This is a genomic window from Paraflavitalea devenefica, from assembly GCF_011759375.1.
GTDB lineage: Bacteria > Bacteroidota > Bacteroidia > Chitinophagales > Chitinophagaceae > Paraflavitalea > Paraflavitalea devenefica.
The window spans coordinates 580406-595830 of record NZ_JAARML010000005.1 but is presented as its reverse complement, the minus strand read 5'-3'; the positions used below and the strand labels follow the sequence as shown (position 1 = coordinate 595830).

The following is a 15425-nucleotide window of genomic DNA, read 5'->3' as shown; positions in this document are numbered from 1 at the left end:
GTTAGTATTCAGCCAGGTTATTAAAGCAGGTCAAAATATATGTAGCGTAAAAAACAACTTATGCTTGCCGGTAAGCCTGCCACAGTTTTATGGTTTCCATGGCTTCCTTAACATCATGCACCCGCAGGATATGCGCGCCATTCAGGAGACTGATGGTGTTTAACACCGTGGTGCCATTGAGGGCTTCATCGGGCGTAATGCCCAGTGTTTTCCAGATGGTAGTCTTGCGGGAGAGGCCCACGAGGATGGGGCACGCCAGCATATCGAGAACAGACAGGTTTTTCAATAACATGAGGTTTTGGGGTGTGTTCTTCCCGAAACCAAAACCGGGGTCCAGGATAATATCTTTTATACCCGCCTTCCGGCATAACGATACTTGCTGAATAAAGAAGTCCAGCACCTCACGAACCAGGTTTTCGTACATAGCCTCCTGCTTGAGTGTTTCCAGCGTACCCTTTAGGTGCATCAGTACGTAGGGCACCTGCAGGCTGGCCACAGTAGGGATCATCGCGTCATCAATACTGCCCGCACTCACATCATTGACAATAGAGGCGCCGGCCGCCACTGCTTCTGCCGCCACGCGGGACTGAAAAGTATCAATAGAGAGAATGATTTCCGGAAACCGCTGGTGGATGGCCCGGATAGACCCGGTTACCCGCTTCAGTTCTTCTTCTATAGAAATCCTTTCACTGCCGGGCCGGGTGCTTTGTCCGCCAATGTCCAGTATGGCGGCCCCGTCGTTAATCATCCGTTCTGCCTGCTTCAGTACATCCGCTTCGGCGTACCGGCTGCCTGCATAAAAGGAGTCGGGCGTGGTATTCATAATGCCCATTACCAGTGGTTTATCCACAGCCAGCAGCCTGCCTTTACAATTGAGTGTATACATTTAACCTTTGTTCGTTATTTTTGGCGGCTTAAAGGTAAAGAGAAAGCATATAGAAGTCAGCATAATGAGTACTACCAATCAACAATACGACGCAGCTATTCAATCGTGCCGGGATATTTTTATCAAGAAGACGAAAGACTACGGCACCGCCTGGCGGGTACTGCGTCCCATCTCTATCGTAGACCAGATCTTTATCAAGGCCCAGCGTATCCGTACCATACAGGAAAAAGGCACACAACGGGTAGGGGATGATATCGCCGGCGAGTTCAAGGGCATGGTGAACTATGGCGTCATCGGGTTAATACAACTGGAATTGGCCACCAGTGCCATGGAAGACCTGCCGGTAGCTGAAGTAGAGCGGCTATACACTGAAAAGATCGACTTTACAAAGGCCACCATGCTGGATAAAAACCATGATTATGGAGAAGCCTGGCGCGACATGAGTCAGGAAAGCTTTGCCGACCTGATCCTGATGAAGCTCATGCGCATACGCCAGATATTGGCCAATGAAGGCAAAACGCTGATCAGCGAAGGCATCGACGCCAATTATGTGGATATTATTAACTACTCCGTATTTGCACTCATATTGATCGGAGAGGGAAAGCACAAAGGGTAATAATCACTGATTCAACGCCCACGCTACCACTTCCTTCTTATTCTTTGAAACCGGTACCTGGTGTCCATTCTCCAACAAGAGAAAACCACCATCTTCTTTCAGCCAGCTTTTCACGTATTTCCGGTTCACCAGGTGCGACTGGTGGCAGCGTATGAACCCATAACTTTTTAATAGTTCCTCAAATTCAAAAATAGGCCTGGAGGCGGTGAGTTTTTCACCGCCTGCCAGGAAGAAGATAGTATAATTGTTAGACGATTCGCACCGTATGATCTCTGTAGTGCGGATGAAGCGCGTTTCTTTCATCGTGGTCAGCGCTATCCGGTGGTCTTCTTTCTGCTCCTGTAATAGCTGGATCAGGTTTTCCAGTTGCAGGTTCTTTCTTTTCTCCCGGCTCCGGGCCGATGCCCGCAATACCGCCGCCTGCAGCTCATCAATGTTGACGGGCTTCAGCAGGTAATCCACCGCGGCAAACCGCACCGCCTGAATGGCATACTGATCATGCGCCGTTACAAAGATCACCTCAAAGTCATACTGGTTCAGTTCCTGCAACAGTTCAAAGCCATTCTTACCCGGCATTTGTATATCGAGGAAAAGCAGTTCCGGCCGATGTTGCAGGATGGCGCTTTTGCCTTCGGCGGCATTGATGGCCGCGGCCACGACCTCCACATCCGGACAGTAAGTCTTTAACAGTTGCTCCAGGTTGATGAGATTATTCTTTTCATCATCTACCAATATCGCTTTCAGCGGGTTCATGCCAGCCAGTTTTTAAATAATAATTCAATCGTAGCGCCATTACCGGGCGTGCTGATGATGTTCAGGACGATGGGTGTTGTTGCCGACATATCATTGAGCAGCCGTATCCGGTCCCTGGTTAACTTCAGGCCATAACCTGGCTGCTTTTGGGTGGCACCAAATCCAGGTCCATTGTCGCTGATGCGCACCACCATGTCACCTCCCTGCCTGGTAATGGCTATCCGGATCAGTCCTTTTTCCTGTAAAGTACCTACGCCATGCTTCACGGCATTCTCTGCCAGGGGTTGCAGCAGGAGGGAAGGGATGGCTGTTTCGGCCACCGGTACCTCGTCTGCACAATGGATTTCATAAGTAAAGTTAAACCGCAGCTTTTCCAGTGTAAGATACGTTTCCAGGGTTTGCAGTTCACGCTGCAGGGGAATGGACGGCTGTTCACTATCGGCCAGGGAATGCCGCACCAGGCTGGCAAAGTCGGCCAGGTAGCGGTTGGCGCCCCGGATATCATTGTTATTGATCAGTCCCTGTATAGAGGAAAGGGCATTGAAGGTGAAGTGGGGATTAAGCTGTGCATACACCGATTTCAGCCCCTGTTCAAAACGTTCCTTCTTGGCCTGCTCTGCCGCCGTTTTTTTCCGTTGCCGCCACAGTTTGACCAATACGATCAGGAAGCCGACAAAGGCCAATTTCAACACACCGAGTATGATCCAGAAGGCCCAGGTCTGGTACCAGGCCGGTTCTACCGTAAAGGGATAGGTCGTTACGTTGTGCCGCTGCTGGCGGTAACGCATTTCCAATACATAATCGCCGGGACCGGGGCTGTCTATCCATATATAGCTGTTGTTGGCTTTATTGCCGGTCCAGTCGGTTACCAGTTTGCCATTGCGCAGCAACCGGTATTCAAGGGCCCCTTTCCGGTACACCCGGGCGCTTACCTGGAAAGCCAGTGCATCGGGATTGGGGGCTACGATCCAATGCCGGGGAAGTCCGGTAAGGCTATCCAGGTCAGCAGGTGAATATTGCTTCCACCGTGCCGGGTTAGTAGCAGCTTCGTCCACCCGGTAATCATTGGAGACGCTCAGCAACTGTTGTGTCAATTCACGGGTAGTGAAGAGGCCCTGCAATACGGGTTTGGTCGGTCGCCAGTAAACAACAGACCTCGCAAATACCTCGGAGGTATCGAACTGCAGGCGCAATTCTGCTGCCAGGTAATGCCCCCAGGTGGTGCTGTAACCACCCAGGAAACCCATGTTACGGCGGAACTCATTTAACGCAAAGCTGCTGTCGGTAAACTGGGTCACAGGGCCCCAGGGCTTAATAATGAGGGTGTCATCCTGTAATACCCTGAACTCATAATGCGCAGCCGACTCCCTGAAGATGCCGGGCGTCAGGAAGTACACCACCCCGGAATCATACGTGTACAATTGCATCGTCCTGTTGGACAGTTGGGAGCGGAATCGAAAAGCCGAGCCGGAAAAACTCATGTCCATAGGCGTATTCGGGGCATCGCCATCACCATGATCGTACATACCGTTATAGGGAATAGCAGTAACGATCAGCGGGATGCGGTCACTGCCTTCACCCAGGTAAGTGGTGGAATAATTATTCCATTCTATATCCGTAAAGGGCTGGCTGGTATCTTTCCAGTTGATCTGCGCTACTGCGGCCGGCCCGCAACAGACCAGGAGGAAACAGCGTACAAGGAATAACTTTTTCATATTAGGGGAGCTGCCAGAAGGCGGCGGGGTTGTTGGTGTTATAATATTGATAAGTAGTACCGCTCTTCCGGGTGCTGGTGGTTACATCCGGCTTTTGTTTAAAGTAGTCCAGCGGGTTCAATTGTATGTATTGAATGGTTTTGCCGGCTTCCGGTGTTTCCATATTGTAAGCACTGTTCACCGGGCATTGCAGTATATACAGGTTTTTAGCCATATAGTTGTACAGGTAATATTCTTTGGTGGTTGATGACTGGTGGTTCCAGTTGGCCGTAGGGTTCAGGATCAGCGGCTGATTACGAATAAGCCTTTCCCTTACTTCCTGTATGCCCAGCAACTCACCTTTTTCATTCATCACATACGCATCCTGTGTAGGATCGGCCCATATCCACTTTTTAAGCGAGGGCACATACACCATATTGATCACATGGCAGTCGGAGTCTGTGCCCAGGCTGTCCTTGGGCAGGCAGGTTACCAGCCGCGATGCAAAACCCATGGCGAGGTAACACTCATTCAGCACAGTGGCCAGCCCCCTGCAATTTAAGCCCCGGCCTTCTTTCCGGCAAACGGAGATCATATTCAGGGCATTTTTCACCGCAGGGTTCTCATGGTTGCCATCATGCGGGATCAGCTCATGCACCCAGTGCAGCACATTCAGCACTTTGGATGCATCATTGCCTTGCCCGGCAATGGAATCAAGCTTAAATCCCTTGCGCAAGGCCACCAGGTTGGAGTCATTGGCGGCCTGATACGTAAAGGCCGGCAAAGGCCGGTTGTCCTGCCCGTTATAGCCTTTTCCCCGCTGCAAGATATAGAGATAGTCACTCGTTGCCCGCAATGGCTGCACCAGCGTTTTAAACCGGGGTATCCCGCGAATGCTTGCCAGGTCGGCGTCCTGCATAATATGTGAATAATTGCCATAGCCGGCCCTGATGGATTGCGCCAGGTGATCAAGAGCCGGTTCCGTGCGGTGCAGCAAGGCATAAGTACAGGAAAGATTATAATGAGCATTGGCCAGGTACCGGGTATACTGCTTCCTGGCAGTATCAGGCAACTCGTTATACCGGTGCAGCCAGGTATCCAGCAAGCTGGTATAGCTTTTTACATCTCGTTTTTCATATAAGCTGACAAATACCTTTTCCTGCTGCGCAGCAAAGATGCTAAAACTGCCGGCCTCGTCTTGTTGAGCCATGGATAATAATGGCTCCCATAGTAAAGCGGTTATAATAATGATAATTCTGTAATGTAACATAACATGGGATGCTTAGGTTTGAAATATTGTTTTGAACCGGTAGCAAATCTCCTTCGCCGGCCGGTACTTTTCCAGGCCATTGTGAATAACCGGCCCGTCATTGAGAATCCCGGCCTATATGCCAGGAATTGCCTGGTGAACAGACGGGTTAGGTCTCGTTGCCTCAATACCTCAATGCCTCGTTGCCTCTTTAACCCACAACCCTTATCTTGCATCCTTTATCAAGCATCCAGTCAAATGAAATATATTCTTACCATATCCCGCATCATCGTGGGCGTTTTATTTATCTTCTCCGGCCTGGTGAAAGCCAATGACCCCCTCGGTCTCAGTTATAAAATGCAGGAGTTTTTTGAGGTATGGGGCTGGGGCTTCCTGGATAATTATACGCTGGCCTTTTCGGTAGCCATGATCGCTTTTGAGATCATTGCCGGCGTAGCGGTACTCGTTGGTTGGCAGATGCGCCTGTTCAGTTGGCTCTTATTACTGCTGATCCTGTTTTTCACCTTCCTCACCGGTTATGCAGTCTTCTCCGGTAAAGTACGCGAATGCGGTTGCTTTGGCGATTGCATACCCCTCACCGCCAACCAGTCGTTTATGAAAGACCTCATACTGCTGGTATTGATCGGCTTTATATTCATCTTCCGCAATAAAATAAAACCGGTACTGCCCACCCGCGGTAGTGTCGTTATACTCTTCTTCAGTGCAGTTTTCTCTTTCGCCTTCATGTGGTTTGTATTACTGCACCTGCCGGTCATGGATTGTCTGCCGTATAAAGTGGGCAATAACATCCCGGAGAAAATGAAGGCGCCGCCGGGCTCTATTCCCGATAGTACGGTCATCAGCTTTGTATATGTGAAAGATGGTAAGGAAGTAGAGTTTACGGCCGATCAGTTCCCGGAAGACTTTGATGATGCAGTCTATAAGTTTGTAAAGCGGTATGATAAAGTGGTGCGTAAAGGCAATGCCGAGCCGAAGATCAAAGATTTCTTCCTGCAAACTTTTTACCAGAACGATACCACGCAGGCCCTGCTGCAGGAAGACAAATACCAGCTTTACCTCTTCCTGAAAGACGGCTATCATAAAGGCACCTGGCCCGAAGTAATGGAAACGATCGTGCAAACAGCCACACAGAAGCATATCAGCAGTTTCCTGGTTACCAGTATTCCGATAGCCGATGTATACAGCCCTGAGGCGCCGGCAGTATTCAATAAACTGTTCCCGTTACGGCTTGATCCGGTGGTGATCAAAACAGTGGCGCGCACCAATCCCACCTTATACCTGATGAAAAAAGGAACCATCCTGCGGAAATGGAGTTATGCCGACCTGGATAAGGCATTGCCGGTGGTGCTGACCTTATCAGCCAATCCGGCTCCTGCTGAGCAGGTACAACCGGTAGCAGATTCAACACAACAAAAACCATGACCGGTTGATCAAGTACTTCACCAAACGTGTGCTATACGGTATCCTCGTCATGCTGGGCGTGGTGGTATTGGTATTCTTCCTGTTCCAGGGCTTTGGCGATCCGTCGAGGCTCATGCTGGGGCAGAGCGCCGATGCAGCCACCCGGGAGAACATCCGTAAGGAGCTATACCTCGATCAACCGGTATGGAAGCAGTTTGGGTTGTACCTCAATGATGTTTCGCCCATTGCCATGCATACGCAGGAAGAAATTGACAAAAAGCAACTCAATGGCTGGTTTGTAGGAGAAGATACAAAGTTGGGATTGAAAGTGCCTTACCTGCGGCGTTCCTATCAAACAAAGAAGGATGTGTGGGAAGTATTGATGGAAGCCCTGCCGGGCACGATGATCCTGGCGCTGGCAGCTATCCTGATCGCTATTGTACTGGGCATACCGCTGGGGGTCATCGCGGCCGTGAAGAAAGATACCTGGATGGATACCTCGGCCATCTTTACGAGTGTGCTGGGCATTTCAGCGCCCTCTTTCTTTATGGGTATTGTGATCGCTTACCTTTTTGGCTTTGTGCTGAGCAGTTATACCGGGCTGAACATGACCGGCAGCCTGTTTGATACCGATCCGTTTGCGGGCCGGCAACTGCAATTAAAAAACCTGGTACTGCCTGCTTTTACCCTGGGCATACGTCCGCTGGCCATCATTACCCAGCTTACCCGTGGTTCCATGCTCGATGTGCTGAACCAGGACTACATACGTACGGCCTATGCCAAGGGGCTTAGCCGCAGCACAGTGATCTGGAAGCATGCCCTGCGCAATGCCCTCAACCCGGTGATCACGGCCATTACCGGCTGGTTTGCAGAGCTGCTGGCAGGCGCTTTCTTTGTGGAATATATCTTTGGATGGAAAGGGATTGGCAAGGTAACGGTAGATGCGCTGGAAAAGCTGGACTTCCCCGTAGTGATGGGCTCAGTATTGATCACCTCCTTTTTCTTTATCGCTGTGAATATGCTGGCGGATATACTCTATGGAGTAGTAGATCCAAGAGTAAGACTGCAATGATTATTTGATCACCACTTCTTTGATCGTATTCTCTCCTAATATTTCATTCACCCGCTGAACGATCTGTTCTTTCTGGTAAAGCAATTCCTGTTTGAGGGGGGCTACTGTGGTAGTAATATATAAGGTAGTGCCGTAGATCTGTATTTTATCGGTGTATTTGGAAATGGTCTTTCCCATGATCTTTTCCCACACCTCTTCAATCTGCAAAGCCTGCATAGGACCCTTGTAACGGGGATTTTGCATAAAATGCTTCAGCGCGTCACTCATCGAGTATTGTCCCATGGGTGCAAGTTAGTAAGAAATCAGGAATCGGAGGACTGAAGCGGCATAAACCGTTTTACACATCAAACCGTGAGTGGCTCATCCAGTGCCGGGCGGGCTCCAGTATGCGCAGGATGGTTTCACGGGAATGATATTGCGGGCGAACACAACTGATGAGGCTATAACCTGTTTCACTCACCATCCATTCATGCGGGCAAAGTACCAGGCTGCTTTGTTCGGGCAGTCTTTCTATTTCAAGCGATTTTTTGAGCAGTTCGAGTGCATAAAGACGCAGGCCTTCTTTGTTGGCGCTGATGGCGCCGCGCTCACCATCCTCGTCGGTGGTGTAGGAAAAATAAGCTACACGGGGGTCATTCGTCTCTTCGAGAAACGCGATAATAGATTCAAGGGAATTAGTCATAAGCAATCGTCTTCTCCTGGTATGTAATATACGTTTTTGTCATCACGATTAGATGGGTAAATCTACCTTTTCCTTGCGGCTTATGCAATTGATTATAGACAAATAACCTGGTATGTACCGATGAGTTGGCCGAAATGCCGGCGAATGCGCTCTTCGTGGGTATCGGTAATAAATAGTTGCCCCTCATTTTCCACGCATACCTGGCTCAGGAGGTTGTGCATGCGTTCTTCATCCAGCTTCTCAAAAACGTCGTCCAGCAGCAGGAGGGGGGCAAACCCTTTGGCCGATTTTAACGCTTCAAACTCAGCCAGTTTGAGGGCAAACAAGAGGCTTTTCCGTTGCCCCTGGGAGGCAATTCCCTTGAAGGATTGCTGTTGCAGTTGTATATCGAGGTCATCTTTGTGGATACCGCCATTCGTTCTTTGCAGGAACAGGTCTTTTTCCCGGAAACGGAAAAACAGGTCGGGGAAATTATACTGCAGCAACTGGCTTTCATACACAATGTCCAGTTGCTCATCAACGCCGGCTATCTGCCGGTAGAATTTTTGTACCAGGGGGATAAATTCCCGGAGAAAATGCTTTCTTTTTTCATATACATAACTGCCATACCGGGCCAGTTGTTCATCATACACTTCCAGCAGACTGGTATCGGGCCCTCTTTTTTCGGCCAGTGATTTCAGGAAACCATTGCGTTGTTGCAGCACCCTGTTGTAATCAATCAGGTGCTGAAGATAAACAGCATCCAGTTGCGACAGCAGGGCATCGAGGAAACGCCGGCGCTCTTCACTGCCATCGGTAATGAGCTGCGTATCATCCGGCGCAATGATCACGCAGGGCAGTTTGCCAATGTGGTGCGCAAATTTCTCATAGGGTTCATCATTCAGCAGGAATTCTTTTTTGCCGGTTTCCCGGAGAATGCACACCACTTTAAACGGTTCTCCCGATAACGTAAAATGCGCCTCTATGCGGAAACCACCGGTCCCGCGCAAAACATTCTGACCATCGGAACGCGCAAAATAACTTTTGGTGAAACAACAATAGTAAATGGCATCCAGCAGGTTGGTCTTGCCAACGCCATTCTTGCCGGCAATGCCGGTAACGCGGTCGTTGAAAGTAAACGAAGCCTGGGCGTAGTTCTTGAATTGCACCAATGATATGGAATCCAGCTTTAGCAAGGGTGCAAGATAAGGAGGTTTCGGGTTTGGAGTTTCGTGTTCCGGATCAAAACTCCAAACCCGTAACTGTCCTTCTTACCGGGCGATGATCATTTTTTCTGTAAACGTTTCATTGCCCAGGATCACTTGTATAATATAGGTCCCGTTTTTCCAGTTGTTGAGTCCCTGCAGGTCAACCACGGCAGCGCCTTTTAACAGCCTGGTGGTGACTGTTTTTAACAGCCTGCCTGTCACGTCTGTTAGGTACACAACAGCCTTTTCATCCTGGTAGCCGGTGAGCAGTAGCCGTGTTCCGCTGCGTACCGGGTTGGTGGAGAGCAATACCGTTCTCCTGCCTTCCTGGAGCGCAACAGGTATTATTTTACTGTAGGAAGCACGGCCGGCCTTGTCTACCATTTTCAGCCGGTAATATACCACCCCTTTACTGACAGCCTGCAGATCGTCGGGATAACTGTACGATGCCGTAAGACTGGTTTCACCGGTCTGGTATATCCTCCTGAGTTTGGTGAAATTCCGGCCATCATAACTCCGTTCCACTTCAAAATAAAAAGCAGAAGGGTTGTTATTAATGGTCCAGTTAAGCTTTGCAATGTTGTCTCTCAACTGCGCCGAAAAAGCCAGCAATTCACTGCTTAATAGGGAGCAGGAAGGATCAAGGGTGATGACGACGGTGTCTTTTGCATAGGAACTGCCACAGCTATCCATTAACTCCTGGCTCACGATATAAGTGCCTGGCTGATCAACGGTGATGGAGGGACCTGTGCTGTCTCCTACGATATTGCCATCAGGCGTTGTCCAGGTATACAGGGAGGTGAGGAGCGCATTGTTGACTGTAATGTTGCTAACGCCATTGGTGCCGCAATACATGGGTACATCGGCCGAGGCAGATGCCATAGGCGCGCGGAAGAAATCAAATGGGCCTACAAAGTCTTTTAATTCTGCATTGAAGGACGTTGAAGACCTTGATTTCACCAGTATTTTACGGAAGGGCATTTTACAGGGATCGCCCATATTCACCAGCGGGTCCAGACCCAGTTTGCTGAGGTTCACGGAAAACTCCATGAACTGCCGGGCGGTGTAATTGTCTTCTACACTGTTATCCTGCAGCACCACTTTAAAGGGACCGGCCCAGGTATTGTTGGTGCTTTGCAGACCGGCATAAAAAGTGCCGCTCACCTTGGGAACAATATTGGCATAGCCGTAGGTAGCACCCTCAAACGCGCCACCCCACGTGAATGCAGTGGGGGTAATAGACTGGGCGCTGTTGTGTATCCATATCCTCGCTTCTATAAAGGAGAGGGAAGAACTGCTGTATTCGGCAGTAAAAATGATATCGCCTGTTTGCGTCACATTCCCGGCGGCATCGAACTGCCAACTGGTATGGCCCGCATCGGGCCCATATCCTTTAAAGCTAAGCGTAGATCGGTCGAAGTAAATATCCGTCTGGTACATCTCAAAATCGAAATACCGGTTGCCGGTGGTACTGGCCAGCGATACGCCGCCAAACATCCAGAGTGAATCGGTGATAGTGGGGCCTGCCCTCCGCACATGCATCATCATGTCGAGGATATCATTTTTGTCAGGAACACCCTGTGATACCGGGCAGGTCCAGCTTGCCGGGCTCATGCCATTCTTGTTGGAGCCGGCCGCAAATACGGTGGAGTCATCACCATGGTGGTCACGTATAAAGATGCCGTCAATCAGCATGGAGTTGTTGACAACCGTAAATTGCGGGTACCGCATGCCCCTGAAAAAGGGGATCATCCGCATGGAAGGAGTGCTGGTATATTGCTGCAGTATCCAGGAGGCGCCGGTAGTATCTATGATAAACGTGCCGCTTCCGGCCGTACCATTGTTGAACCAGTCATCATTACCCACTTCTACAAACCCGTCGAAGAAGTTGGCCCGCAGGTCGGCATCTACGCCAAAATTGGCTCGTTTAACAGGGGAGGTGATCTGGGCCTGTATCAATACAGCACTGCCACACAGCAATACGAATAGTATAGCTTTTTTCATACGATGGATTTTGGTGATAGCCCGAAGCATAGCCGCATTACCAGCTATGCTCCGGGATCACGATCAAAAAATACGATCAACCATGTCTTACGATCCTGACCATTACCGTTACGGAATAGTCAATCGTACCGTCGGCCAATACCGCTTTGGCGCGGTAATAAATGTACCCGGGTAATACGGTATGGTCTTCATACCGGTTACGGGCGCCTGTAGCCGGCGGCACATGATCAAGGGTTTCAAAATACGATCCATCGTACGACCGCTCAATAACAAATTCTTCTACTGCGGTATTCACAGTCCATGCCAATGCTACGCCGTTTTGTTTACGGTGTGCCTGGAAGGTGCTGAAGATACCTGCCGAAGCCGGAGCGGATAGAACAGGAGCAGAAGCATACTTATACTTTGGAAGCTCTAAAGGGGTTGCACTGGCAACCAGGGTGCCCAGAATAAAAAGGGCAAAGGTAATAGTCGCTTTCATGGGTTACAGATTTTGGAACAAAGTAGAGTGATTTTTTATAATATGCAATCCCCCTTTTACCCAGTTGCCCTTATTGCAGGATTGGATAATTATACTTTATATAGAAGTCTGTTTCCTAAATAGCTGATAGCAAGTATAATGCAGGAATGAGGGAGTTAGTAGGGAGTCCTGCTATCTCTTAAAATATTTAATATTTATTTTTTCACATTAAACCTTTGGGGTTGTCAATGGTCTAACTGCGCCAATTATTGATTTTGTGCTGATTAAGCATGGATGGAGGCCTTAATGCATCCTGTCCCCACGCACTTCCAGCCCGTTCATGATTTCCGCTTCATAGGTAAGCCATTCCTGCCAGCGTTTGCGCACAACAGTTTTATCAATATAAGTCTCAGCCAGTTCAATAAAGAGGTGATAGTGGCCCGCTTCACTTTCCATGAAGCGGCGATAGAATTTACGCAGGTAATCATCGTCCAGCCCTTCACTGAGCCGTTTAAAGCGTTCGCAGCTACGGGCTTCTATCAGCGCAAAAATGAGTAGCTTGTCCAGGAACCGTTCTTCGGGTGAGCCGCCTTTCTTTTCAAATTTCATGAGCTCATTCACGTATGCATCTTTCCGCTGCCTGCCCAGTTTCAGGTTACGTTTATCCAGCTCGGCCAGCACGAGCCTGAAGTGGCCCCATTCTTCGGTAACGATGGGACTCAGTTCCCGCACCAGCTTTTCCTTCTCGCTGTACCGCTGGATGAGGGAGATACAACTGGTGGCTGCTTTCTGCTCGCAATAAGCATGGTCGGTGAGGATATCTTCGAGTGAGATGCCTGCCAGGTCTACCCAACGGGGATCGGTGGGCAGGTGCAGGCCCAATATATTTTTTACGTCATTGATTTCCATGGGCGCAAGTTAGAATATTTCAGGATGCCGGGAAGCTGTTACCTTTATGCATCAAAGATGAAAGCGCGGAGCAACGCGAAACGCTAAACACGAAACCCGAAACATTTTTGATGAACGAAGACTTCCTCCATAAAAAGCTGGATGAGCGAAAAGCGGCACAGGCTTTCCGTACCCTACGCCTGCACAAGGACAAAACAGACTTCTGTTCCAACGACTACCTGGGCATTATACATGATGGGCTTATCGAAAAACACCTGGCTGGTACACCGCCGCTGAAGCATGGCTCGGGCGGCTCCCGTTTGCTGGCCGGTAATTATGAACGGATAGACCAGGCAGAACGGTCACTGGCCACCTTTCATGAGGCGCCGGCCGGCGTATTGTTTAATTCCGGGTATGATGCCAACCTGGGGCTATTGAGCAGCGTGCCACAGCGGGGCGACACAATTGTATACGATTCCCTGAGCCATGCCTCTTTACGCGATGGCATCCGCCTCAGCTTTGCCCGGTCTTTTTCTTTTGAGCACAATGACCTGGCGGCCCTGGAGAAAAGGCTGCAAGCGGCTACCGGTAATATATTCGTGGTAACAGAATCCGTATTCTCTATGGATGGCGATGAAGCGCCACTGGAAAAGATGGTGCGTCTTTGCCAGCAATACCAGGCGCACCTTGTGGTAGATGAAGCGCATGCCACTGGTGTAGCGGGGGAGCAGGGAGAAGGGTTGGTACAGCAATTGGGACTGCAGCGATCCTGTTTTGCCCGTATCCATACATTCGGAAAAGCGGTGGGCTGTCATGGCGCCGTGGTATTGGGCAGTGACACCCTGCGTGATTACCTTATCAATTTCTCCCGCGCATTTATCTATACAACAGCCCTGCCCGAAAGCAGTGTGGCGGCCATACAGGCAGCCTATAGTATTTTCCCTTCCATGCAGGCCGAAAGGGCGCACCTGCAGCAACTGGTACAATACTTTCAGCGGGCGCCCCTCGCATACCGGAAACTGCCTTCCCAAACGCCCATACAGGTGGTCATCATTCCCGGTAATGATAAGGTGAAAGCGATCGCCGGCCGGCTGCAGTCGGCCTCCCTGGATGTACGTCCCATCTTATATCCTACGGTGCCAAAGGGGAGTGAAAGGTTAAGGATCGTGTTCCATGCCTTTAATACGATGGAAGAAGTAAAGAACCTGCTGGAGTTGCTGATGTGATCACTTCTTACCTACCGGTTCATTCACATAAAACGTTTCATTGGGGCCGATGCCCTCGATCTGCATGGTACATTCTTCTGTGAACCATTCATAATGCGGCTGGTCAGCCTTGATCACGAGGAAGCTGCCGGGGCCGTATACCGGTACTTTGGCCGTGGTATCAAACTTATCGGTCAGACCTACATGAGCCGATCCACTGATGATGGTTACATAAATATCGCTGTTGTGTATATGCGGCAGTCCCTTATAACCGGCAGGGAAAATGCTGCGTTCTACATAGAAGCCGGGTTTATTGCGAAATCCTACAAGATAAATGTTCCGGCGCCCGCTGGGCAGGGTAGTGTCCTGGGCAGGGGGTAGGATCATAGCGGCCTGGGAGGAGGGGGAGTCAGATAGTTTTGCCTGTTCGTGTGCGGCCTGATCATTGCAGGCCAGCCATGGAACCAGTAACAATGCCAAAGCATGACAAGCTGATTTTTTCATAGCAAAACAATTAAAGGTGAGGAATATAAAAAGAACTACCCAAAAGGTACGAAAAATTGTCCGAACCGGGATTAAAGGGATTGGTAAGATTTATGGGACAAAAGCAGGGTATACCAGGCTGGGGTAGGCCGGTTAGTCAATAGCGCAGAAGCAATAAAGGTACGATCAGCCAAAAGTATAGCCTGCAGTAGCTACTTTGTCATGAGACAGGCTAAACAGTTGTTGTATTAAGAATGATCTTGCTCCCGCCAGGCGGGACGCAGGAATTACCGCTGGCTTGTTGAGCGAGCCAGGAATCAGGTGAACAGGAAATGATGTCGGATGCTTAAACTACAAGCCCTACTACAAACATGCAGCAGACGAGTGTAATACCAGCTAATTTTTTCAGGCGGAACATGTTGATGGAAGATGTAGATGACCTTTTCATAAAAGAGGAGTTTAGGATGATTGGGTGTTTTGAAATTTGTTACTGCAAGGTAAGCCACCCTAATTAATAATGCAAGCAGTATAACGTATAAATTATAATAATAATTATGGACGCCTATGTGTTTAGGGGTGAGTGGGTTGATGTTGTATTAAAAAAACCGGTTCACGTATGAACCGGTTCATTAACGACGGATTTAGCAACCTATGACCTATTTGAGTAAGACTGAAAATGCTCCCTTGTTAGCTTTTTTAAAAACCGGCCCTACGGGGGCCGGTTTTTGATGACGGATATGCCACCCTTGTTTCATAGAGGCATCCGGTTAAAAAACGACGACTGTTTAAATGTTCCCTCAAACTCTGGTGTAAAATTGCATGCTAAT

Annotated in this window: 15 protein-coding genes; 4 read left to right on the top strand and 11 right to left on the bottom strand. The window is 49.5% G+C overall.

Going from position 1 to position 15425, the window contains the following annotated elements; all coding sequences use genetic code 11:
* Positions 1-58 precede the first annotated feature (58 nt).
* Positions 59-886, bottom strand: coding sequence for a dihydropteroate synthase (gene folP / locus HB364_RS27120; RefSeq protein WP_167291556.1), 828 nt, complete (start codon positions 884-886; stop codon positions 59-61).
* Positions 887-950: 64 nt separating this feature from the next.
* On the opposite strand from folP, the gene HB364_RS27115 reads away from it, so the two are divergent.
* Complete coding sequence (locus HB364_RS27115) at positions 951-1502, top strand: DUF1599 domain-containing protein (RefSeq protein WP_167291555.1); 552 nt, start codon at positions 951-953, stop codon at positions 1500-1502.
* A gap of 3 nt (positions 1503-1505) precedes the next feature.
* Here HB364_RS27115 and HB364_RS27110 read toward each other — a convergent pair whose 3' ends face one another.
* From HB364_RS27110 to HB364_RS27100, 3 genes are read right to left on the bottom strand one after another with little or no spacing between them, the layout of a single operon-like run.
* Entirely contained in the window at positions 1506-2255 is a 750-nt protein-coding gene (locus HB364_RS27110; protein WP_167291554.1) for a LytR/AlgR family response regulator transcription factor, read from the bottom strand.
* Positions 2252-3970, bottom strand: coding sequence for a sensor histidine kinase (locus HB364_RS27105; protein ID WP_167291553.1), 1719 nt, complete (start codon positions 3968-3970; stop codon positions 2252-2254). The genes HB364_RS27110 and HB364_RS27105 overlap by 4 nt, the downstream gene beginning before the upstream one ends.
* Position 3971: 1 nt before the next feature.
* Positions 3972-5219, bottom strand: coding sequence for a transglutaminase-like domain-containing protein (locus HB364_RS27100; protein ID WP_208420112.1), 1248 nt, complete (start codon positions 5217-5219; stop codon positions 3972-3974).
* A gap of 237 nt (positions 5220-5456) precedes the next feature.
* Between HB364_RS27100 and HB364_RS27095 the strand changes: the two genes are divergently transcribed.
* Together HB364_RS27095 and HB364_RS27090 are read left to right on the top strand one after the other, a co-directional pair.
* Positions 5457-6641 (top strand): BT_3928 family protein, encoded by a 1185-nt coding sequence (locus HB364_RS27095; protein WP_167291552.1) that lies wholly within the window; start codon positions 5457-5459, stop codon positions 6639-6641.
* A gap of 4 nt (positions 6642-6645) precedes the next feature.
* Positions 6646-7692: an ABC transporter permease gene (locus tag HB364_RS27090; protein WP_167291551.1), complete on the top strand. Its 1047-nt coding sequence runs from the start codon at positions 6646-6648 to the stop codon at positions 7690-7692.
* On the opposite strand, the gene HB364_RS27085 is transcribed toward HB364_RS27090, so the two are convergent.
* From HB364_RS27085 to miaE, 6 genes are all read right to left on the bottom strand, one after another.
* On the bottom strand, positions 7693-7974 hold the full coding sequence (locus HB364_RS27085; RefSeq protein WP_167291550.1) for a DUF721 domain-containing protein: 282 nt from the start codon (positions 7972-7974) through the stop codon (positions 7693-7695).
* A 55-nt stretch (positions 7975-8029) separates the two neighbouring features.
* A complete protein-coding gene (locus HB364_RS27080) occupies positions 8030-8374 on the bottom strand; it encodes a hypothetical protein (protein ID WP_167291549.1) in 345 nt (114 codons plus the stop codon).
* Between the two features lie 92 nt (positions 8375-8466).
* Positions 8467-9549 carry a DNA replication/repair protein RecF gene (recF, locus tag HB364_RS27075; RefSeq protein WP_167291548.1) on the bottom strand — a complete coding sequence of 361 codons (1083 nt, stop codon included), beginning with the start codon at positions 9547-9549 and terminating at the stop codon, positions 8467-8469.
* Positions 9550-9624: 75 nt separating this feature from the next.
* Positions 9625-11565: a T9SS type A sorting domain-containing protein gene (locus HB364_RS27070; RefSeq protein ID WP_167291547.1), complete on the bottom strand. Its 1941-nt coding sequence runs from the start codon at positions 11563-11565 to the stop codon at positions 9625-9627.
* Between the two features lie 76 nt (positions 11566-11641).
* Positions 11642-12043: a hypothetical protein gene (locus HB364_RS27065; RefSeq protein ID WP_167291546.1), complete on the bottom strand. Its 402-nt coding sequence runs from the start codon at positions 12041-12043 to the stop codon at positions 11642-11644.
* 282 nt (positions 12044-12325) lie between these two features.
* On the bottom strand, positions 12326-12931 hold the full coding sequence (miaE, locus tag HB364_RS27060) for a tRNA-(ms[2]io[6]A)-hydroxylase (RefSeq protein ID WP_167291545.1): 606 nt from the start codon (positions 12929-12931) through the stop codon (positions 12326-12328).
* A 110-nt stretch (positions 12932-13041) separates the two neighbouring features.
* Between miaE and HB364_RS27055 the strand changes: the two genes are divergently transcribed.
* Positions 13042-14136, top strand: a complete 1095-nt coding sequence (locus HB364_RS27055; protein ID WP_167291544.1) for an aminotransferase class I/II-fold pyridoxal phosphate-dependent enzyme — start codon at positions 13042-13044, stop codon at positions 14134-14136.
* On the opposite strand, the gene HB364_RS27050 is transcribed toward HB364_RS27055, so the two are convergent.
* Positions 14137-14619 (bottom strand): cupin domain-containing protein, encoded by a 483-nt coding sequence (locus HB364_RS27050; RefSeq protein ID WP_167291543.1) that lies wholly within the window; start codon positions 14617-14619, stop codon positions 14137-14139. It abuts the gene before it with no gap.
* Positions 14620-15425 lie beyond the last annotated feature (806 nt).

Bases quoted from the DNA above. Each gene is read 5' to 3' on its own strand.
- folP (WP_167291556.1), bottom strand. From the start codon at position 886: ATGTATACACTCAATTGTAAAGGCAGGCTGCTGGCTGTGGATAAACCA.
- HB364_RS27115 (WP_167291555.1), top strand. From the start codon at position 951: ATGAGTACTACCAATCAACAATACGACGCAGCTATTCAATCGTGCCGG.
- HB364_RS27110 (WP_167291554.1), bottom strand. From the start codon at position 2,255: ATGAACCCGCTGAAAGCGATATTGGTAGATGATGAAAAGAATAATCTC.
- HB364_RS27105 (WP_167291553.1), bottom strand. From the start codon at position 3,970: ATGAAAAAGTTATTCCTTGTACGCTGTTTCCTCCTGGTCTGTTGCGGG.
- HB364_RS27100 (WP_208420112.1), bottom strand. From the start codon at position 5,219: ATGTTACATTACAGAATTATCATTATTATAACCGCTTTACTATGGGAG.
- HB364_RS27095 (WP_167291552.1), top strand. From the start codon at position 5,457: ATGAAATATATTCTTACCATATCCCGCATCATCGTGGGCGTTTTATTT.
- HB364_RS27085 (WP_167291550.1), bottom strand. From the start codon at position 7,974: ATGGGACAATACTCGATGAGTGACGCGCTGAAGCATTTTATGCAAAAT.
- HB364_RS27080 (WP_167291549.1), bottom strand. From the start codon at position 8,374: ATGACTAATTCCCTTGAATCTATTATCGCGTTTCTCGAAGAGACGAAT.
- HB364_RS27070 (WP_167291547.1), bottom strand. From the start codon at position 11,565: ATGAAAAAAGCTATACTATTCGTATTGCTGTGTGGCAGTGCTGTATTG.
- HB364_RS27065 (WP_167291546.1), bottom strand. From the start codon at position 12,043: ATGAAAGCGACTATTACCTTTGCCCTTTTTATTCTGGGCACCCTGGTT.
- miaE (WP_167291545.1), bottom strand. From the start codon at position 12,931: ATGGAAATCAATGACGTAAAAAATATATTGGGCCTGCACCTGCCCACC.
- HB364_RS27055 (WP_167291544.1), top strand. From the start codon at position 13,042: ATGAACGAAGACTTCCTCCATAAAAAGCTGGATGAGCGAAAAGCGGCA.
- HB364_RS27050 (WP_167291543.1), bottom strand. From the start codon at position 14,619: ATGAAAAAATCAGCTTGTCATGCTTTGGCATTGTTACTGGTTCCATGG.